This is a genomic window from Nocardioides euryhalodurans (assembly GCF_004564375.1).
In the GTDB taxonomy this organism is placed as follows: Bacteria; Actinomycetota; Actinomycetes; order Propionibacteriales; family Nocardioidaceae; genus Nocardioides; species Nocardioides euryhalodurans.
The window spans coordinates 1,978,058-1,996,672 of sequence record NZ_CP038267.1 but is presented as its reverse complement, the minus strand read 5'-3'; the positions used below and the strand labels follow the sequence as shown (position 1 = coordinate 1,996,672).

16 protein-coding genes, 1 tRNA gene and 1 pseudogene are annotated in these 18,615 nt (G+C 71.0%); 12 read left to right on the top strand and 6 right to left on the bottom strand.

The window, feature by feature from the left end; all coding sequences use genetic code 11:
• The first annotated feature begins 55 nt into the window (after positions 1–55).
• The 4 genes and pseudogenes from nuoL (at position 56) to EXE57_RS09445 (ending at position 6,063) form a co-directional block, all read left to right on the top strand.
• Positions 56–1,953: pseudogene (gene nuoL, locus EXE57_RS09460) on the top strand (NADH-quinone oxidoreductase subunit L).
• Positions 1,950–3,467: an NADH-quinone oxidoreductase subunit M gene (locus tag EXE57_RS09455; protein WP_135076830.1), complete on the top strand. Its 1,518-nt coding sequence runs from the start codon at positions 1,950–1,952 to the stop codon at positions 3,465–3,467. The pseudogene nuoL and the gene EXE57_RS09455 overlap by 4 nt, the downstream one beginning before the upstream one ends.
• Positions 3,467–5,056 (top strand): NADH-quinone oxidoreductase subunit NuoN, encoded by a 1,590-nt coding sequence (gene nuoN / locus EXE57_RS09450; RefSeq protein ID WP_135076827.1) that lies wholly within the window; start codon positions 3,467–3,469, stop codon positions 5,054–5,056. The genes EXE57_RS09455 and nuoN overlap by 1 nt, the downstream gene beginning before the upstream one ends.
• On the top strand, positions 5,053–6,063 hold the full coding sequence (locus EXE57_RS09445; protein ID WP_244247060.1) for a polyprenyl synthetase family protein: 1,011 nt from the start codon (positions 5,053–5,055) through the stop codon (positions 6,061–6,063). The genes nuoN and EXE57_RS09445 overlap by 4 nt, the downstream gene beginning before the upstream one ends.
• Before the next feature lie 18 nt (positions 6,064–6,081).
• Here the strand turns inward: EXE57_RS09445 and rarD are convergent, their stop codons facing one another.
• On the bottom strand, positions 6,082–6,990 hold the full coding sequence (rarD, locus tag EXE57_RS09440; protein ID WP_135076824.1) for an EamA family transporter RarD: 909 nt from the start codon (positions 6,988–6,990) through the stop codon (positions 6,082–6,084).
• Between the two features lie 101 nt (positions 6,991–7,091).
• Here rarD and EXE57_RS09435 point away from each other — a divergent pair, with 101 nt between their 5' ends.
• Positions 7,092–7,538 (top strand): hypothetical protein, encoded by a 447-nt coding sequence (locus EXE57_RS09435; protein ID WP_135076822.1) that lies wholly within the window; start codon positions 7,092–7,094, stop codon positions 7,536–7,538.
• 7 nt (positions 7,539–7,545) lie between these two features.
• Here EXE57_RS09435 and EXE57_RS09430 read toward each other — a convergent pair whose 3' ends face one another.
• Both EXE57_RS09430 and EXE57_RS09425 read right to left on the bottom strand, forming a co-directional pair.
• Positions 7,546–8,640: a 2-oxoacid:ferredoxin oxidoreductase subunit beta gene (locus EXE57_RS09430; RefSeq protein ID WP_208543027.1), complete on the bottom strand. Its 1,095-nt coding sequence runs from the start codon at positions 8,638–8,640 to the stop codon at positions 7,546–7,548.
• Positions 8,637–10,667, bottom strand: a complete 2,031-nt coding sequence (locus tag EXE57_RS09425; protein WP_425271706.1) for a 2-oxoacid:acceptor oxidoreductase subunit alpha — start codon at positions 10,665–10,667, stop codon at positions 8,637–8,639. Before EXE57_RS09425 ends, EXE57_RS09430 begins: the two co-directional genes overlap by 4 nt.
• 110 nt (positions 10,668–10,777) lie before the next feature.
• Here EXE57_RS09425 and EXE57_RS09420 point away from each other — a divergent pair, with 110 nt between their 5' ends.
• From EXE57_RS09420 to EXE57_RS09405, 4 genes are read left to right on the top strand one after another with little or no spacing between them, the layout of a single operon-like run.
• Positions 10,778–11,821 carry a sulfate ABC transporter substrate-binding protein gene (locus EXE57_RS09420; RefSeq protein WP_135076816.1) on the top strand — a complete coding sequence of 348 codons (1,044 nt, stop codon included), beginning with the start codon at positions 10,778–10,780 and terminating at the stop codon, positions 11,819–11,821.
• Complete coding sequence (gene cysT, locus EXE57_RS09415; RefSeq protein WP_135076813.1) at positions 11,821–12,720, top strand: sulfate ABC transporter permease subunit CysT; 900 nt, start codon at positions 11,821–11,823, stop codon at positions 12,718–12,720. Before EXE57_RS09420 ends, cysT begins: the two co-directional genes overlap by 1 nt.
• Positions 12,714–13,526, top strand: a complete 813-nt coding sequence (locus EXE57_RS09410) for a sulfate ABC transporter permease subunit (protein WP_135076809.1) — start codon at positions 12,714–12,716, stop codon at positions 13,524–13,526. The genes cysT and EXE57_RS09410 overlap by 7 nt, the downstream gene beginning before the upstream one ends.
• 10 nt (positions 13,527–13,536) lie before the next feature.
• A complete protein-coding gene (locus EXE57_RS09405) occupies positions 13,537–14,517 on the top strand; it encodes a sulfate/molybdate ABC transporter ATP-binding protein (RefSeq protein WP_135076806.1) in 981 nt (326 codons plus the stop codon).
• A 6-nt stretch (positions 14,518–14,523) separates the two neighbouring features.
• Here EXE57_RS09405 and EXE57_RS09400 read toward each other — a convergent pair whose 3' ends face one another.
• Positions 14,524–15,015, bottom strand: coding sequence for a YajQ family cyclic di-GMP-binding protein (locus EXE57_RS09400; RefSeq protein ID WP_135076803.1), 492 nt, complete (start codon positions 15,013–15,015; stop codon positions 14,524–14,526).
• Between the two features lie 84 nt (positions 15,016–15,099).
• Between EXE57_RS09400 and EXE57_RS09395 the strand changes: the two genes are divergently transcribed.
• Positions 15,100–15,181, top strand: a tRNA-Tyr gene (locus EXE57_RS09395).
• Between the two features lie 40 nt (positions 15,182–15,221).
• Here the strand turns inward: EXE57_RS09395 and EXE57_RS09390 are convergent.
• Positions 15,222–15,728, bottom strand: a complete 507-nt coding sequence (locus tag EXE57_RS09390) for a Pvc16 family protein (protein WP_135076800.1) — start codon at positions 15,726–15,728, stop codon at positions 15,222–15,224.
• Positions 15,729–15,884: 156 nt separating this feature from the next.
• Between EXE57_RS09390 and EXE57_RS09385 the strand changes: the two genes are divergently transcribed.
• Both EXE57_RS09385 and EXE57_RS20345 read left to right on the top strand, forming a co-directional pair.
• Entirely contained in the window at positions 15,885–16,517 is a 633-nt protein-coding gene (locus EXE57_RS09385; protein ID WP_135076797.1) for a hypothetical protein, read from the top strand.
• Entirely contained in the window at positions 16,514–17,692 is a 1,179-nt protein-coding gene (locus EXE57_RS20345; RefSeq protein ID WP_135076795.1) for a PrsW family intramembrane metalloprotease, read from the top strand. The genes EXE57_RS09385 and EXE57_RS20345 overlap by 4 nt, the downstream gene beginning before the upstream one ends.
• Here the strand turns inward: EXE57_RS20345 and EXE57_RS09375 are convergent.
• The gene (locus EXE57_RS09375) at positions 17,679–18,590 is read right to left on the bottom strand and encodes a phosphodiesterase (RefSeq protein WP_244247080.1); all 912 of its coding nucleotides are present in this window, start codon (positions 18,588–18,590) and stop codon (positions 17,679–17,681) included. The two genes, EXE57_RS20345 and EXE57_RS09375, sit on opposite strands and share 14 nt — an antisense overlap.
• Positions 18,591–18,615: the final 25 nt, after the last annotated feature.

The window sequence follows — 18,615 nt, the reverse complement described above, 5'->3', positions numbered from 1 at the left end:
TAACCAGGTGTTGCACACGCTCATCCAGACCGCCGAGGGCGGCCACCAGATCCCGGTGGTCGATCCCGGTCCCGCCGACGGCGTCTTCTCGTTGCTGTGGCTGGTGATCGCGCTGCCGCTGCTCGGGGCCGTGATCCTGCTGCTCGGGGGACGCGCCACCGACAGGTGGGGCCACCTGCTCGGCACCGCGACGGCGGCCGGCTCGTTCGTCCTCAGCCTGCTGATGTTCCTCGCGCTGCTCGGCCGCGCGGAGGACGACCGCCAGGTCGGCCAGCAGCTCTTCACGTGGTTCCAGGCCGGCGACTTCACCGTCGGCATGGACCTCCTCTACGACCCGCTGTCGGCGCTCTTCCTGCTGCTGATCACCGGCGTCGGCTCGCTGATCCACGTCTACTCCATCGGCTACATGGAGCACGACCCGCGCCGCCGCCGGTTCTTCGGCTACCTCAACCTGTTCGTCGCCGCCATGCTGATGCTGGTGCTCTCGGCCAACTTCCTCGGGCTGTTCCTCGGCTGGGAGGGCGTCGGCCTGGCGTCGTACCTGCTGATCGGCTTCTGGCAGCACAAGCCGACGGCGGCCGCGGCCGCCAAGAAGGCCTTCGTCATCAACCGCGTCGGTGACATCGGGCTCTCGCTGGCCATCGCCCTGATGTTCGCGACCTTCGGCACCACCGACTTCGCGGCGATCAGCGAGGTGGCGGGCGAGGCCTCCGAGGGCACCCTGACCGCGCTCGGCCTGCTGCTCCTGCTCGCGGCCTGCGGCAAGTCCGCCCAGGTGCCGCTCCAGGCCTGGCTGCTCGACGCGATGGAGGGTCCGACCCCGGTCTCGGCGCTGATCCACGCCGCGACCATGGTCACCGCCGGCGTCTACCTCGTGACCCGCGCCAACTTCATCTTCGAGGAGGCGCCGACCGCGCAGACCGCGGTGGTGGTGGTCGCCACGGTGACGCTCCTGTGGGGTGCGATCATCGGTTGCGCCAAGGACGACATCAAGAAGGCGCTGGCCGGCTCCACGATGAGCCAGATCGGCTACATGATGCTCGGCGCCGGGCTCGGCGTCGCCGGCTACGCGTTCGCGATCTTCCACCTGCTGACGCACGGCTTCTTCAAGGCCAACATGTTCCTCGGGGCCGGGTCGGTCATGCACGGCATGAACGACGAGGTCGACATGCGTCGCTACGGCGCGCTCAGCAAGGCGATGCCGGTCACCTACCTCACGTTCGCGATGGGCTACCTCGCGATCATCGGGTTCCCGGCTTCTCCGGCTTCTGGTCCAAGGACAAGATCATCGAGACCGCCCTCGCCGAGAACCTGTTCGTCGGCATCTGCGCCCTGATCGGCGCCGGCGTCACCGGCTTCTACATGACCCGGCTGATGCTGATGACCTTCTTCACCCAGAAGCGGTGGGCCGACGACGCGCACCCCCACGAGTCGCCCAAGGTGATGACGGTCCCGCTGATCGTGCTCGCCGCGCTGTCGGTGCTCGGTGGCGTGCTGCTGCTCGGCGACTGGATCGTCGACTTCCTCGCCCCTGTCGTCGGCACCGCCGAGGAGCACCACCTCGCCGTGCCGCCGATCGTGATCACGATCATCGTGACCGCTGTGGTGGCGGTCGGCGTCGCGCTCGCCTGGTTCCTGGTGGGCAGGCGTGAGGTTCCGCGGGAGGCTCCGCAGGACGTCTCCTTCGTCACCCGGGCTGCGCGTGCCGACATCTACGGCGACGCCATCAACGAGGGCCTCGTGGTCGGCCCGGGACGCCACGTCGTGGCCGGCCTGACCACGATGGACCGGGTCGGGGTCGACGGGGCGGTCGAGGGCGGCTCGGCTGCCGTCGCCGGCCTGGCCGGAGTCCTGCGCCGGGTCCAGAACGGCTTCGTGCGCTCGTACGCCCTGTCCCTCCTGGCCGGCGTGCTGCTGGTCCTGCTGACCCTGATGGCGGTGAACCTCGCATGAGCGACGTCCCCTGGCTCACCCTCCTGATCGTGCTGCCGCTCGTCGGCGCCCTGGTCACCCCGTTCGTGCCCAAGGGCACCGCCCTGCCCAAGCAGGTCGGGCTCGGCTTCGCCGTCCTGACGCTGGTCGCGGCGATCGTCATGGCCACCGGCTACGACACCGACGGGGGCATGCAGTTCACCGAGCAGCACGAGTGGATCGCGGCGTTCGGCGTCCACTACGCGCTCGGCGTCGACGGCCTCGGCCTGCTGATGGTGCTGCTCACCTGCGTGCTGGTGCCGATCGTGCTGGTCGCGTCGTGGGACGAGGTGGAGCCCGACGCGGGCCGGTTCTTCGCCCTGACCCTGCTGCTGCAGGCGTTCTCGGTCGCGGTCTTCGCGGCCACCGACGTCTTCCTCTTCTACATCGTCTTCGAGGCCACGCTGATCCCGGCATACTTCCTCATCGGTGGGTTCGGCCGCGCCGGCCGGAGCCGGGCCGCGGTGAAGTTCCTGATCTACCAGCTGGCGGGCGGCCTGATCATGCTCGCCTCGGTGATCGGCTTCTACGTCGTCTCGGCGCGGGCCGGCACCCCGACCTACCTGGTGTCCGACCTGGCGGCCCTCGACATCGACCCGATGACGCAGCGCTACCTGTTCCTCGGCTTCTTCATCGCCTTCGCGATCAAGGCACCGATGTTCCCGGTCCACACCTGGCTGGCCGACACCACCGAGAAGGCGACCACCGGCACCTCGGTGCTGCTGGTCTGCATCCTCGACAAGATCGGGACCTACGGCATGCTCCGCTTCTGCCTGGAGCTGCTTCCCGACGCCTCGCGCTGGGCGACGCCGGTGGTCGTGGTGCTGGCGCTGATCTCGATCGTGTACGGCGCCCTGGTCGCGATCGGCCAGGACGACATGCTCCGGCTGATCGGTCTCACCTCGCTGAGCCACTTCGGCTTCATCGTGCTCGGCATCTTCGTGCTCACCCCGCAGGGCGGCGTCGGCGCGATCCTCTACATGGTCAACCACGGGATCGCGACCGCGGCGCTCTTCCTCATCGCCGGCTTCATCGTCAAGCGGCGCGGCACGGCGCTGATCAGCGAGATGGCTGGCGTCGAGAAGGCGGCCCCCGTCCTGGCCGGCACCTTCCTGGTGGCGGGCCTGGCGGCCTGCGGACTGCCCGGCCTCTCGCCGTTCGTCTCCGAGATGCTCGTGATCATCGCCGCGTTCGACTACGCGTGGTGGGCCGGAGCGGTCGCGGTGACCGCGATCGTGCTCGCCGCGGTCTACGTCCTGTGGATGTACCAGCGCACGATGACCGGTCCCGGCCGGCCCGACCTCCCCGCGGTCCCCGACCTGGGGCGTCGTGAGGTCGGTGTCGTGGCGCCGCTGCTGCTGGCCCTGGTGCTCTTCGGCTTCTACCCCATGCCGCTGCTCGACGTCATCAACCCGACCGTCGACTCGACCCTGTCGGAGGTGGGCGTGAGCCCCGATGAACCCGCCGTCCCGGCGACCGAGGGGGCGACCGACTGATGGAGTTCGTGAAGCCCACCATCGAGTACAGCCAGCTGTGGCCGCTGTTCGTGGTCTTCGGCGTCGCCTGCCTCGGGGTCGTCCTCGAGGCCTTCCTCCCGCGGGGTCGTCGCTACCTCGCGCAGACCGTGCTGGCCCTGGCCGGGCTGGTCACCGCCCTCGTCGGCACCGCTCTCGTCGGGGCCGACCTGGTCTCGCTGGGTGACGGGGTCGCCCGCGGCAACCTCGCCATGGAGGGCACCCTGGCCCTCGACGGGCCGACGGTGTTCCTCTGGGGCGTCGTCCTGGTCTTCGCCATCGGTGGCGTGCTGCTGTTCGCCGAGCGTCGCCTGGAGGGCGGGGTCTCGGCGTTCGCCGGCCAGGCCGCGGCGCTCCCGGGCACCGAGGCCGAGCGGCAGGCGTCCACCTCGGGCCTGGACCACACCGAGGTGTACCCGCTGATGATGTTCGCGGTCTTCGGGATGATGATGTTCCCGGCGGCCAACGACCTGCTGACGCTGTTCGTCGCCCTCGAGGTGCTCTCGCTGCCGCTCTACCTGCTCTGCGGGCTGGCGCGTCGTCGTCGCCTGCTCAGCCAGGAGGCGGCGCTGAAGTACTTCCTCCTCGGCGCCTTCTCCTCGGGCTTCTTCCTCTACGGCATCGCGCTGATCTACGGCTTCGCAGGCTCGATGGAGTTCGGGGCGATCAACGAGGCGATCCGCAACGACCTGGGCAACCGCAACCTGCTGCTGGTCGGCATGGGCATGCTCGCCGTGGGGCTCTTCTTCAAGGTCGGTGCCGCGCCGTTCCAGGCCTGGACCCCCGACGTCTACCAGGGCGCTCCCACCGCGGTGACCGCCTTCATGGCCGCCGGGACGAAGGTGGCGGCGTTCGGCGCGATGCTGCGTCTCTTCTACGTCGCCTTCGGGTCCGACCGCTGGACCTGGCAGCCGATGATGTGGGTCGTCGCGATCCTCACCATGGTCGTGGGCGCGGTGCTCGCCATCGCGCAGACCGACGTCAAGCGGATGCTGGCGTACTCCTCGGTGGCCCACACGGGCTTCCTGCTCACCGGCGTCCTCGGCGCGCAGAGCGTCACCGAGCTGGCCGACGGCCAGCTGACCTCGACGCAGGCGGTGCTGTTCTACCTCGTCACCTACGGCTTCGCGACCATGGGAGCGTTCGCCGTCGTCACGCTGGTGCGTGACTCCGGTGGCGAGCAGACCCACATGTCGCGCTGGGCGGGCCTCGGCAAGGAGTCACCGCTCGTCGCGGGCGTCTTCGCCTTCTTCCTGCTGGCGATGGCGGGCATCCCGCTGACGTCCGGCTTCATCGGCAAGTGGGCGGTCTTCGAGGCCGCGCTGTCGGCGGGCGCCTGGCCGGTCGTGCTGGTGGCGGTGCTGACCAGCGTAGTCGCCGCCTTCTTCTACGTGCGCGTGATCCGGATGATGTACTTCTCCGACCCGGTCGGGGACGGCCCGAACGTCGCGCACCCGTCGGTGCTGACCGCCGTCACCATCGGGGTGGGCGCCGCCGTGACCCTCGCGCTCGGCGTCGTACCGGGCCCGGTGCTCGACCTCGCGGGCGTCGCGGGAGAATTCATCAGGTGACCACCTCTCCCTCGTCCGGGGGCCTGGCGCTCCCGGTCACCGACGAGGCCCTCGCCGACCGTCTCCAGCACCGCCTGCTCGCGGTGGAGGAGGCGCTCGCGGGACACGTCGTCAGCCGGACGCCGTACGTCACGGCGGCGGCGTCCCACCTGCTGGCCGCAGGCGGGAAGCGGTTCCGGCCGCTGCTCGTGCTGCTAGCCGCGGAGGCCGGCAGCCGGCCGGACTCACCGGAGGTCGTCGACGCCGCCTGTGTCGTCGAGCTCACCCACGTCGGCTCGCTCTACCACGACGACGTCATGGACGAGGCCGACCTGCGGCGCGGGGCCGACTCGGCCAACGCGCGCTGGGACAACCTGGTCGCGATCCTCACCGGCGACTTCCTCTTCGCCAAGTCCTCCGAGCTGACCGCCGGGCTCGGTCCGGAGGCGGTGCGCATCCAGGCGGAGACCTTCGCCCGGCTGGTCGAGGGCCAGATCCTCGAGACCGTGCCGCCGGCCGAGGACGAGGACCCGCTCCAGCACTACCTCGAGGTGGTCGCGGGCAAGACCGGCTCGCTGATCGCGACCTCCGCCCGGTACGGCGCCCGCTTCGGCGGGGCGACCACGGAGGTGGAGGAGGCGCTGACGGCGTACGGCGAGATCGTGGGCTGCGCCTTCCAGCTCTCCGACGACATCCTCGACATCGCCTCGGAGTCCGGCGAGTCCGGCAAGACCCCCGGGACCGACCTGCGCGAGGGCGTCCCGACGCTGCCCGTGCTGATGGCGCGGGCGTCGCAGGACCCCGCCGACGCGCGGCTGCACGAGCTGCTCGACGGCGACCTGACCGACGACGCGCGCCACGCCGAGGCGCTGGCGCTGCTGCGCCGGCACCCCGCGATGGGGGAGGCGCGCGACTACGTGGTCGCCCGCGCCCACGAGGCCAAGCAGCTGCTCACCGCGCTGCCCGCCGGCCCGGTCCGCGAGGCCCTCGAGGCGTTCGCCGACGTGGTCGCGGTCCGGACCGCCTGAGCGGCCCGGCGTCCCGCGTCAGATGGCCACGGCCTCCGCGGTCATGCGGAGCTGGCGACGCCGGTGGTGGGCGGCGTCGACGGTGAAGACCGTGAGCGCGATCCAGACCAGCACGAACCCGACCCAGCGGCTCGCGGGCATGTCCTCGTGGAACCACAGCACGCCGAGGGCGAACTGCAGGATCGGGGCGATGTACTGCAGCAGCCCGATGGTCACCATCGACACCCGGATCGCCGCGGCTCCGAAGCAGAGCAGCGGGATGATCGTGACGATCCCGGTGGTGGTGAACAGCCAGGCGTGGCCGGCGCCGTGGCTCCCGAACTCGGCGGTGCCCTGCCAGGCCAGCCAGCCGATGTACGCGGCGGCGAACGGGCCGATGTAGAGGCTCTCGACCGCCAGGCTCTCGACGGCGTCGACGCCGGCCTGCTTCTTCGCCAGCCCGTAGGTCGCGAACGAGAAGGCCAGCAGCAGCGCCACCCACGGGGGCCGGCCGTAGTCGACCGTGAGCACGACGACCGCGACGGTCGCCAGCCCCACGGCCGCCCACTGCGGCCGCCGCAGCCGCTCACCGAGGATCACCACGCCCATGAGCACCGTGACGAGCGGGTTGATGAAGTAGCCGAGGGAGGTCTCGACGACGCGCCCGTTGGTGACGCCCCAGATGTAGCCGCCCCAGTTGAGGGTGATGACGACGGCCGCCCCCAGCAGGATCAGCCGGGAGCGCCGGTCGCGCAGCACCCCGATGACCGCCTGCTGGCGGCGCAGGAGCAGGACGAGCAGGGTGACGGTGACCAGCGACCACAGCACCCGGTGCGCGAGGATCTCCACGGCGCCGGCCGGCTCCAGGAGCGGCCAGTAGAGGGGGAACAGGCCCCACAGGCCGTACGCCGCGACGCCGTACGCGAACCCACGGCGCGACTCCGGCACCCGGCCAGCATAGATCGGGGCAATCCTCGTGTTGGGGTGGGGACCGTCGGGCGGACGTGGGAGGATGCGGCCCGAAACCGACGTCACTCATGAGGGGAGACATGAGGATGTTCCGCATGCTGACCGCCGGCCTGGCCGCCGCGCTCGCCACGGTGCTGCTGGTGCCGGGGGGTGCCGCGCAGGCGCGTGACCGCGAGCTGCGCCACGAGCTCGAGCCGCGCTACCGGATGTCCGAGCCGGCGCCGGTCACGCCGCCGTTCGGGCTGGCGCCCTCACGCCGGGTCGACTCCGAGGTCGTGTGGCGCTCCGGACGGCTCTACCTGCGCGGCGACGTGGAGGAGTACTCCCGCGGGCTGGTGCTGGTGCAGCGCAAGCGCTGCGAGGGCTGCGACTGGAAGCGGCACGAGGTCGTGACCTCGGGGCGCTACGGCTGGTTCCGCTCCCGCATCTCGGCGCCCGCGAAGGGCTCTGACTGGTGGCGCGTCCGCGTCCGCGCCTCCGGCGGCTACGTCACGTCCTACTCGGCGGTCTGGGAGACCTACTACTGAGAGACGCTCAGGCGACGGTCCAGGTGTCGCCGCCGTGGACCAGTGCTTGCAGCCGCGTCTGGGGGTCGCCCTCGACGCCGCCCCGTGCGGTGCCGAGCTGCGCGCGCGCCTGGTCGTCGTACGTCGCCCGCTCGACCTGGCGGAAGATGCCGATCGGCGCCTGGTGGAGGTAGCCCGCGTCGGTGAGCCGCGAGATCGCGAACGCCGTCGTGGGGTCCTCGGCGTGCGCGTCGTGGACCAGCAGCGAGCCCTCGCCCACGTCGGCGGTCTCCGCGACCTTGACCCCGCCGGTGGCCTGGTCACGGATCAGCCCCTTGGTGCCGCCCACGCCGAACCGGATCGGCTCGCCGTGGACCAGCGGGATGATCGCGTCGTCCTTGGTGTCGCGGTCCTTGATCGCGTCGAAGGCACCGTCGTTGAAGATCGGGCAGTTCTGGTAGATCTCGACCAGCGACGTGCCGCGGTGGGCGGCCGCGGCCGCGAGCACCGAGGTGAGGTGCTTGCGGTCGGAGTCGATGGTGCGCGCCACGAACGTGCCCTCGGCGCCGAGGGCCAGCGAGATCGGGTTGAAGGGGTGGTCCACCGACCCCATCGGGGTCGACTTGGTGATCTTGCCGGGCTCGGAGGTGGGGGAGTACTGGCCCTTGGTGAGCCCGTAGATCCGGTTGTTGAACAGCAGGATCGTCATGTTCACGTTGCGGCGCAGCGCGTGGATCAGGTGGTTGCCACCGATCGACAGCGCATCGCCGTCACCGGTCACGACCCACACCGACAGGTCCTCGCGCGCGGTGGCGATGCCGGTCGCGATCGACGGGGCGCGGCCGTGGATCGAGTGCATGCCGTAGGTGTCGAGGTAGTAGGGGAACCGGCTCGAGCAGCCGATGCCGGACACGAAGACGATGTTCTCGCGGCGCAGCCCGAGGTCGGGCAGGAATCCCTGGACGGCCTTGAGCACGGCGTAGTCGCCGCAGCCCGGGCACCAGCGGACCTCCTGGTCGGAGGTGAAGTCCTTGCCGGTCTGCGGGGCGGAGCCCTCGTCGAGGGTCGGGACGCCCTCGATGCCGCTGCGCATGCCGGGGAACGGGAGCTCGGTGCTGGTCATCGGACGGCCTCCTCCGGCGTCGTCGTGAGGTCGACCTCGACCCCTTCGGCCGAGGCGACGAGCTCGCCGATCGCCTCCGCCAGCTCGGCAGCCTTGAGCGGCAGCCCGCGGACGTGGTTGTAGCCGATCGCGTCGACGAGGTACCTCGCGCGCAGCAGCATGCTCAGCTGGCCCAGGTTCATCTCCGGCACGAGCACCTTGTCGTACCGCTCGAGGATGTCGCCGAGGTCGTTCGGGAACGGGTTGAGGTGGCGCAGGTGGGCCTGGGCCACGTGGTAGCCGGCCTTGCGGACGCGGCGGCAGCCGGCGCCGATCGGGCCGTACGTCGACCCCCAGCCGAGCACGAGCACCTTGGCCTGGCCCGAGGGGTCGTCGACCTCCAGCGGCGGGAGCGAGTCGGCGATCCGGTCGACCTTCGCCTGCCGGGTGCGGACCATGAAGTCGTGGTTGGCCGGGTCGTAGGAGATGTTGCCGTGGCCGTCGCCCTTCTCCAGGCCGCCGATCCGGTGCTCGAGGCCCGCGGTCCCGGGGACCGCCCACGGCCGGGCGAGCGTCGCCTCGTCACGCAGGTAGGGCCAGAACTCGGCGTCCTCGCCGTCCCCCTGGTTGCGGGCGGTCGCGAACGCCGGGTCGATCTCGGGGAGCTCGGCGATCTCGGGGATCCGCCAGGGCTCGGAGCCGTTGGCGAGCATCCCGTCGGAGAGCAGCATCACGGGCGTGCGGTAGGTGACGGCGATCCGTGCGGCCTCGATCGCCGCGTCGAAGCAGTCACCCGGTGACTGCGGCGCCACGATCGGGACCGGGGACTCGCCGTTGCGTCCGAACATCGCCTGGAGCAGGTCGGCCTGCTCGGTCTTGGTCGGCAGGCCGGTGGAGGGCCCGCCGCGCTGGACGTCCACCACGAGCAGCGGCAGCTCGGTCATCACCGCGAGGCCGATGGACTCCGACTTCAGGGCGATGCCGGGGCCGGAGGTCGTGGTCACCCCGAGGCTTCCCGCGAAGGCGGCACCGATGGCGGCGCCGATGCCGGCGATCTCGTCCTCGGCCTGGAAGGTCGTGACACCGAAGGCCTTGTGCTTGCTGAGCTCGTGGAGGATGTCGGAGGCAGGGGTGATCGGGTAGGAGCCGAGGAACAGCGGGAGCCCGGACTGCACCCCTGCCGCCACCAGGCCGTACGACAGCGCGAGGTTGCCGGTGATGTTGCGGTAGGTGCCGGTCGCCATCGGCGCCGGCTTCACCTCGTAGGTGACCGCGAAGGTCTCGGTGGTCTCGCCGAAGTTCCAGCCGGCCTTGAAGGCCGTGACGTTGGCGTCACGGATCGCCGGCACCTTGGCGAACCGCTTCTCGAGGAAGCCGATGGTCGACTCGGTGGGGCGTCCGTAGAGCCAGGACAGCAGCCCGAGGGCGAACATGTTCTTGGCGCGCGAGGCGTCCTTGCGGGACAGCCCGAACTCCTTGACGGCCGCGACCGTCATGCCGGTCAGGTCGACCGGGTGCACGGCGTACTCGGCGAGGGACTCGTCGTCGAGGGGGCTGGCGGTGTAGCCGGCCTTCGTGAGGTTGCGGGCGGTGAAGTCGGCGGTGTCGACGATGATCGTGGCGCCCTTGGGCAGGTCGCCCAGGTTGGCGCGGAGGGCCGCGGGATTCATCGCCACCAGCACGTCGGGGGCGTCGCCGGGCGTCAGGATGTCGTGGTCCGCGAAGTGGACCTGGAACGACGAGACGCCGGGGAGCGTGCCCTGTGGGGCGCGGATCTCGGCGGGGAAGTTGGGCAGCGTCGACAGGTCGTTGCCGAAGGACGCCGACTCATGGGTGAACCGGTCCCCGGTCAGCTGCATCCCGTCGCCGGAGTCGCCGGCGAAACGGATGATGACGCGGTCGAGCTGCTTGACCTGCTTGGTCACCTCGGTCGTCTCCTCCTCAGGGCCAGCGGCGGGGGTGTCGGGTGGGCCGCGGGCACCCGCCCCACGATAGTCCGGCCACGGCGAGACGCCACGTGATCCTGCCCACCGGACGACCCGCGACACGCGTTGTGCACGGAATGTCCTATTCTTGAGTTAAGTCGAGTAACTTAGTCATCTAACATCGACGTCGCGGCTCGGGCAGACGTCTCACCCTGGACGATCGGACACCAGACATGAAGCTCCACCAGAAGGCCGCCGCCGCCGGCCTCGTCGCCGCGCTGTCGCTCAGCGCCTGCTCCACCGCCGGTGCGGGCGGCACCGGGGACGGCCCCACCCTCAGCCTCAACGCGTTCTCCGTGATGGAGGCCGCCAACGAACCCGTCATCGAGGACTTCACCGCCACCTCGGAGGGCGAGGGGGTGACCTTCGAGACCTCCTACGGAGCCTCGGGCGACCAGAGCCGAGCCGTGGTCGCCGGTGCCGACGCCGACGTCGTGCACTACTCGCTCGAGACCGACGTCACGCGCCTGGTCGACGAGGGCCTGGTCGCCGAGGACTGGAAGGACAACGAGACCAACGGGATCGCCACCTCGTCGGTCGTGGTCTTCGTGGTCCGCAGCGGCAACCCGGAGGGCATCGAGACCTGGGACGACCTGGTCGAGCCGGGCGTCGAGATCATCACGCCCAACCCGGGCTCCTCCGGTTCGGCGCGCTGGAACATCCTCGCGGCCTGGGCCCACGTCACCGGCAACGGGGGCTCGGAGGAGGAGGCCAAGAGCTTCCTGACCAAGCTGCTCGGCAACACCATCGCCCTCCCCGGCAGCGGGCGTGAGGCCACGACCGCCTTCACCGACGGCAGCGGCGACGTGCTGCTGTCCTACGAGAACGAGGCGATCCTCGCCAAGCAGAGCGGGGCCGACATCGACTACGTCGTCCCGCCGGACACGCTGCTGATCGAGAACCCGGCCGCCGTGACCGCCGACGCAGACGAGACCGCCGAGGCCTTCCTGGCGTTCATGACGGGTCCCGAGGCGCAGGCCGACTACGCGAGCGCGGGCTTCCGCCCGGTCGTCGACGGCGTCGAGGTCGGCGAGGTCGAGGGCGCCAACGACCCCTCCGACCCGTTCCCCACGCCGGAGCAGCTCTTCACCGTGGACGAGGACTTCAACGGCTGGGCCGAGGCCGCCGACAAGTACTTCGGCGACGGTGAGGACGGCAACCCGCTGGGCATCATCACCGAGCTGCAGCTGGAGACCGGCAAGGTCGGCGAGGAGTAATGACCTCCGCCCAGCTCGTGGGCCCCAGCACGACCACCGAGCCGGCCGGTCCGGAGTCCCCCGTACGGGCGGGGCGACGCCGGGGTGGCCGGCCCGGCCGTGCGCGGCCCCGCAGCACGCTCACCCGCGGCACCGGCCTCGGGCTCGGCATCGCCATGCTCTGGTTCAGCCTCCTGGTGCTGATCCCGCTGTCTGCGGTCGTCGCCGCCGCCGCGGCCGGGGGCTGGGACCGCTACCTCTCCGTCCTCGCCAACGACCAGACCTGGGCGGCGGTGCAGCTGACCGTCCTGCAGGCGCTGCTCGTGACGGCGATCAACGTCGTCATGGGCTCTGTCATCGCCTGGGTGCTGGTCCGTGACAGCTTCCCCGGCAAGGGGATCCTCGACGTGATCATCGACGTGCCGTTCGCGCTGCCGACGATCGTGGCGGGCCTGGTCCTGCTGTCGCTCTACGGGCCGCAGAGCCCGCTCGGGCTCCACTGGGCGTTCACCCCGTCCGCGGTCACCCTCGCGCTGGCGTTCGTGACGCTGCCCTTCGTCGTCCGGACCGTGCAGCCGGTGCTCGAGGAGCTGGAGGCGGACGTCGAGGAGGCGGCCGCGTCGCTCGGGGCGAGCCGGCTCACGATCGTGCGGCGGATCATCCTGCCCGGCCTCGCGCCGGCGATCGCGGCAGGGGCGGCGCTGTCGTTCGCCCGGGCGATCTCCGAGTACGGGTCACTGGTGCTGCTCTCGGGCAACCGTCCGTTCGAGACCGAGGTGGTGTCCGTGCGCGTCCTCTCGTTCATCGAGAACGGCAACACCGCCTCGGCCGCGGCGCTGGCCTCGGTGATGCTCGCGGTCGCCCTGGTCGTCATCGTGGCCCTCGACATCGTCCAGCGGCGGGTGGCCCGCCGATGGTGAGGCTGCCCGCGGCCGCGCGGTGGACGCTCCGTCTCGCCGCGCTGGCGTACGTCTTCCTGCTGGTGGCGTGGCCGGTCGCGCTGGTCGTCCAGCAGACCTTCGCCGACGGGCTGCTGACGCTCAGCGAGTCGCTCTCGGACCCGCAGGTCACCTACGCGCTCCAGCTGACCGCGACCGTGGCGTTCTGGGCGGTGGTGATCAACCTGGTCTTCGGGGTCGGGATCTCGCTGCTGCTGGTCCGCCAGGAGTTCGTCGGCAAGCGCGTGCTCTCCGCCCTGATCGACGTCCCGCTGTCGGTGTCGCCGGTCGTGGTCGGCCTCGCCCTGCTGCTCGTCTACAACGGCCGTGACGGCTGGTTCGGCAAGCCGCTCGAGGAGGCCGGGTGGCAGATCGTCTTCGACACCCCCGCGATGGTGATGGCAACGTGCTTCGTCGCGTTGCCGCTGGTCATCCGCGAGGTCGTCCCGGTGCTCCAGGAGATCGGTGACGAGCAGGAGCAGGCGGCACGCAGCCTCGGCGCCAACAGCCCCCAGACCTTCTGGCGGATCACGCTGCCCAGCATCAAGTGGGCCGTCGTCTACGGGGTGGTGCTGAGCATGGCCCGCTCGCTGGGCGAGTTCGGCGCCGTCAAGATCGTCTCGGGCAACATCACCGGCCGGACCCAGACCGCGACGCTCGTCGTCGAGGCGAAGTACCAGAACTTCGCGCAGGAGACGGCGTACGCGACGTCGTTCCTGCTCATCCTCGCGAGCATCCTGAGCCTCGTCGTCGTGGCCATCCTCCGTCCTCGCGCCCACACCAGCTGAAGGAGCTGCCATGAGCATCGACGTCACCGGCGTCACCAAGAAGTTCGGAGACTTCGTCGCGCTCGACGACGTCTCCGTGTCCCTCCCGACCGGGCAGCTCACCGCGCTGCTCGGGCCCAGCGGCGGCGGCAAGTCCACCTTGCTGCGGATCATCGCCGGGCTCGACTCCGCCGACCGGGGGAGGGTCTCGATCGAGGGTGTGGACGCGACCAACCTGCCGGCGCAGAAGCGCAACGTGGGCTTCGTCTTCCAGCACTACGCGGTCTTCAAGCACATGACGGTCGCCCGCAACGTCGCCTTCGGGCTCGAGATCCGCAAGCGGCCGAAGGAGGAGGTCGCTGCCCGCGTCGAGGAGCTGCTGAAGCTGGTGCACCTCTCGCAGTTCGCGCATCGGCTGCCCTCGCAGCTCTCCGGCGGCCAGCGGCAGCGGATGGCGCTGGCGCGGGCCCTCGCGGTCGAGCCGAAGGTGCTGCTCCTCGACGAGCCGTTCGGTGCGCTCGACGCCAAGGTGCGCAAGGAGCTGCGCGACTGGCTGCGCCGGCTCCACGACGAGGTGGCCGTGACGACCGTGTTCGTCACCCACGACCAGGAGGAGGCGCTCGAGGTCGCCGACGAGATCGTGGTGATCAACGACGGTCGCGTCGAGCAGGTCGGGACCCCCGACGAGCTCTACGACACCCCCGCCAACGACTTCGTGATGTCGTTCCTCGGCGAGGTGACCCGGCTGGGGGAGACCCAGCTGCGGCCCCACGACATCGAGGTGGCGACGAGCCCGCAGCACGCGGGCGGGGTCGAGGGTGAGGTGCACCGGCTCCTGCGCATCGGCTTCGAGGTACGCATGACCGTCCTCACCGTCTCCGGCCAGGAGGTCCTGGTCGTGCTCACCCGTGCCCATGCCCGGGCCCTCGGGCTCGAGGAGGGCAGCACCGTGTGGCTGACGCCCGCCAACGGCGCCGCCGTGGTCCCGACGATGGTCGCCGTGGGGGCGTGAGGCGGATCAGCGGTAGTTGGTGAACTGCACCGCGAAGTCGTAGTCCTGCTCCTTGACCAGGGCGATGACCTGTTGCAGGTCGTCACGCTTCTTGCTCGAGACGCGCAGCTCGTCGCCCTGGATCTGGGACTTGACGCCCTTGGGGCCCTCGTCGCGGATCAGCTTGCCGATCTTCTTGGCGTCCTCGGAGCTGATGCCCTCCTTGAGGGCGATCCCGATCTTCGAGACCTGCCCTGACTGCCGCGGCTCGGAGGCGTCGAGGATCTTGAGGCTCTGGTTGCGCTTGACCAGCTTCTGCTTGAAGACGTCGAGGACGGCGGTGGCGCGGTCGTCGGCGGACGCCGTGATCTCGATCGCCTCCTCGCCCTTCCACTCGATCGAGGCCCCGGTGCCCTTGAAGTCGAACCGGGTGGCGACCTCGCGGGCCGTCTGTCCCAGGGCGTTGTCGACCTCCTGGCGGTCGATCTTGCTGACGATGTCGAACGACGAGTCGGCCATGGGTGCCTCCGGGTTTCGGGTCTGCGGCGTACGGCGCTATTCTGTCGTCTCGTCGTGACCCGGTGGAAGCCGGGGCGACGACCCGGCAGGTTGCCCGAGCGGCCAATGGGAGCGGACTGTAAATCCGTCGGCTTTGCCTTCGAAGGTTCGAATCCTTCACCTGCCACTGGCGCCCCGCACCGATCCGGTGCGGGGCGCCAGACATTTCAGGCCCCCGGGGAGGCCTCGAGCACGACTCCCGTGAGCACGTACGGCAGCAGCAGGACGTCGCGGCCCTCGAGGCCCAGCGCTGCCCACAGCTGGAGGAACTCGGTCCGGCCGGGGTCGTCGGCGACGACCCGGACGGTGTCTCCGGTCCCTTCGCCCGGCTCGGCGGTCAGCACCGGGTGGTCGTGCAGCCTGCCCATCACCCAGCCTGCCAGCGCCAACCTGGTGCCCGGTTCCTCCGCCTGGCAGACCACCACGACCTGCACCTCGACCGGGAGCGGGCGCGCATCCGGCCCGCCTGGCGACTCCAGGGCGCCCGTCCGGCCGACCCGGACCCGGTAGGGGAGCACCCCGGCGCCGCCGGGCCACGACCCGGTGGTGACGTCGCCCGCGCCGATCACGCCGCCGGAGAGGTGGGAGCCGGCCTGCCCCGCCGGCAGGGGTGCGTCGCGCAGGAGGCGGGCCAGCCCCTCGCACGCCACCTCGATCGCCCGGTGGTCAGCCATGTCTGCCCTTCCTTCCCTCGAGGTGTTCCCCCAGCAACCTAGACCGGTGGGCGCTCCTCGGATCCCGTCCCGTCGCCAGACACGTGGGACAGAGGATTGCCGGCTCGTGCAGCTGCTGCCATCGTGGATGCCGCCGCAGAACCGACGGGGGCCTCGATGAGTGTCACGGACAGGGCGCGGGCCGACCGGGTCCCCGTGGACGAGCGCTGGCTCGGCCTCGACCGCCGCAGCCGTACGCCGGCCCTCGTGGTCCTGCTGGTCGCCGTGCTGTTCACCGGGGTGCTGCCGGTCGTCAACGGCGCGATCGACCAGGACGACGCGACGGTCTCCGGAGACGTGCTCCTCGTGGGGCCCGGGGCCACGATCACCCCGCCGGTCGGGTGGCAGCTCGAGTCCGGCCTGCGCGACACCGACGACCCAGCCGTGCCCACCGCGCCACCGGTCGTGCTCTCCCGCGACGGGGTCACCGTGGTGCTCACCACGGTGGCGACGTCCGACTCTCCCGGGAAGGTCCTCGACCGCTACGAGGACATCTCGGGCCTCACCGACGACATCCCCGACTTCACCGTCAACGGGCCGCGGGCCGGGTTCACCACGGACAGCGGCGTCGCCGGGGCGGTCGAGTCGGTGTCGGGTGCCGACGTCGAGGGCCTCGCCGCGGCGTTCACGATCGGCGGTGACGGGGTCGTCGTCGCCACCGCGACGGGGGCAGCTGGGCAGCTCGCCCCGGTGCTCGACGACGTCCGCACCATGCTCCGCTCGCTCCGGATGGACGGGGAGGCGTCATGACCACCCTCGACGACGCCAGGCTCGAGCAACGCGAGGCCATCGAGGCGTCCGGCTGGGGTGCGCCCTTCCGGCTGGTGCAGCTCCGCAACGCCTGCTTCTGGGTGTTCGCCCTGGCGATGGTGCTCGGGACCTTCCGGATGCTGCAGTTCTACGGCGCCGCCGAGGCGTACGCCGTGGGGATCGGCAGCGGCGTCGCCCTGCTGCTGGTCTACGCGGTCCCGTGGCTGCTCCTGCTCACCCACCACAACCGCTACACCTCGCTCCCGGCCTCGGTGCTGCTGTTCTGCTTCGTCTGGGGCTTCGTGCCGGCGACGTACTGGCTGGGGCTCGCGGCGAACACCCAGCTCCTCGGCATCTACAACAAGGTCTTCGGGCACGCATGGACGCTGGACTTCGGCGGTGGGCTCGCGGCGCCGTTCACCGAGGAGACCGCCAAGTCCCTGGCCGTCGTCCTCGTCATCGGGCTCGCTCCCCACCTCGTGCGCAGCGCCTACGACGGCCTGATCCTGGGAGCCTTCGCCGGGCTGGGGCTGCAGGTCTCGGAGGACCTGCTCTACGTCTACAACACGACCCAGGCCGACTTCGGCGCCGACCAGGTCGGCTCCGCCCTGACGGTCGTGCTGCAGCGCGGTGGCGCCGGGCTGGTGCAGCACGTGCTCTTCAGCGCGGTGTTCTGCGCGGGGCTGGTCTGGCTGCTCGGCCGTGACGGCGGGAAGCACCGGCTGCGTGGGGCGCTGTTCATGGTGGCGGCGATGGTGGTCCACAGCTGCTGGGACAACCTGACGGCGTACGGGACCGCGATCGGCGGCCCGGTGGGGGCCGGCCTGTTCCTGCCCACCCTCGTCGTGGTCGAGCTGCTGTTGCTGTGGCAGGTCTTCCGGCTGGCCGCCCCGCAGGAGAGGGAGTGGGTGCGGAGCATCCTCGCGCCCGAGGTCGAGCGAGGTGTGCTGAGCGAGGCGGAGGTGACCGCGATCGTCGGGACGCGCCGCGACCGCACGGGAGCCCGCGAGCCGGGGGAGGGTCGCCGCGCTGCGGCCCACGTCCGTGACGCGGGGCTGGACCTCGCCCACGCGCTGGCGGTCTCCCGTGGCGAGGAGGACGACGAGGTCCGCCACGCGCGGGCCGAGGTGGAGCGGCTCCGGGGCGGCCCGCTGCAGCGGGTCACCCCTGGTTGAGCGGGGAGTCCTTGCGGGAGATCAGCTCGCGCCGCTCCGCCGGGTCCAGCGCCTCGACCTGAGCGACCACGTCGGAGGGGAAGCCGCTGACCTCGGGCACCTCGGCCAGCGGCACCACGGTGTGGACGATCCGGTCGTCGTAGAGGTGCAGCATCGTCGCCGCCTGGTGCCCGTCGACCCCGGAGATGAAGCGGGCCAGCGGTGCCGGATCGCTGGTGTAGCAGCTCGCGGAGGCGACCGACACCGGGATGCCGGCGAAGGTCGACCACGACGTCAGGTGGAAGTGGCCGCCGAGGATCGCGCGGACGTCGGACCCCTCGAGAACCTCGGCGAGCCGGTGCTGGTCGTCGAGCTCGATGATCTCGGCGGCCCGCAGCATCGGCACCGGGATCGGTGGGTGGTGCAGCGCGAGCAGCGTGCCGTACGGCGCCGGGGTGGCCAGCTGCTCGCGCAGCCACGCGAGCTGGTCGTCGGTGAGCTCGCCGTGGTGGTAGCCCGGGACGCTGGTGTCGAGCGCGACGACCCGCAGCCCGCCGACGTCGTGCACCCGGTCCTGGCAGCCGTCGTCGTCGCTGTCGAACAACCCTCGCGCGTACGCCTCCCGCTCGTCGTGGTTGCCCATCACCCACACCACCTCGGCGCCGAGGTCGACCGCCACTGGCTCGACCATCGCCCGGAGCGCGGCGTACGCCGCCGGCTCGGCCCGGTCGGCCAGGTCCCCGGTGAAGACCAGCACGTCGGGTCGGGGATCGAGGCGCGCCACCCGCTCGAGGGCGAGCCGGAGGCCGGCCTCGGTGTCGATGACGTCGTACTGCAGCCGGCCGTCGGCGAGCAGGTGCGGATCGCTCAGGTGCGCGACGACGTGACGGGGTGGTGGGTACTGACCGAACTGGACCACGGGAACACCGTAGGACCTCGGCTGG

Excerpts from the sequence above, each read along its gene's own strand:
- EXE57_RS09435 (WP_135076822.1), top strand. The coding sequence starts at position 7,092 with ATGAGGATGTTCCGCATGCTGACCGCCGGCCTGGCCGCCGCGCTCGCC.
- EXE57_RS09400 (WP_135076803.1), bottom strand. The coding sequence starts at position 15,015 with ATGGCCGACTCGTCGTTCGACATCGTCAGCAAGATCGACCGCCAGGAG.
- EXE57_RS09385 (WP_135076797.1), top strand. The coding sequence starts at position 15,885 with ATGAGTGTCACGGACAGGGCGCGGGCCGACCGGGTCCCCGTGGACGAG.
- EXE57_RS20345 (WP_135076795.1), top strand. The coding sequence starts at position 16,514 with ATGACCACCCTCGACGACGCCAGGCTCGAGCAACGCGAGGCCATCGAG.
- EXE57_RS09390 (WP_135076800.1), bottom strand. The coding sequence starts at position 15,728 with ATGGCTGACCACCGGGCGATCGAGGTGGCGTGCGAGGGGCTGGCCCGC.
- EXE57_RS09405 (WP_135076806.1), top strand. The coding sequence starts at position 13,537 with ATGAGCATCGACGTCACCGGCGTCACCAAGAAGTTCGGAGACTTCGTC.
- EXE57_RS09455 (WP_135076830.1), top strand. The coding sequence starts at position 1,950 with ATGAGCGACGTCCCCTGGCTCACCCTCCTGATCGTGCTGCCGCTCGTC.
- cysT (WP_135076813.1), top strand. The coding sequence starts at position 11,821 with ATGACCTCCGCCCAGCTCGTGGGCCCCAGCACGACCACCGAGCCGGCC.
- nuoN (WP_135076827.1), top strand. The coding sequence starts at position 3,467 with ATGGAGTTCGTGAAGCCCACCATCGAGTACAGCCAGCTGTGGCCGCTG.
- EXE57_RS09430 (WP_208543027.1), bottom strand. The coding sequence starts at position 8,640 with ATGACCAGCACCGAGCTCCCGTTCCCCGGCATGCGCAGCGGCATCGAG.
- EXE57_RS09410 (WP_135076809.1), top strand. The coding sequence starts at position 12,714 with ATGGTGAGGCTGCCCGCGGCCGCGCGGTGGACGCTCCGTCTCGCCGCG.
- EXE57_RS09420 (WP_135076816.1), top strand. The coding sequence starts at position 10,778 with ATGAAGCTCCACCAGAAGGCCGCCGCCGCCGGCCTCGTCGCCGCGCTG.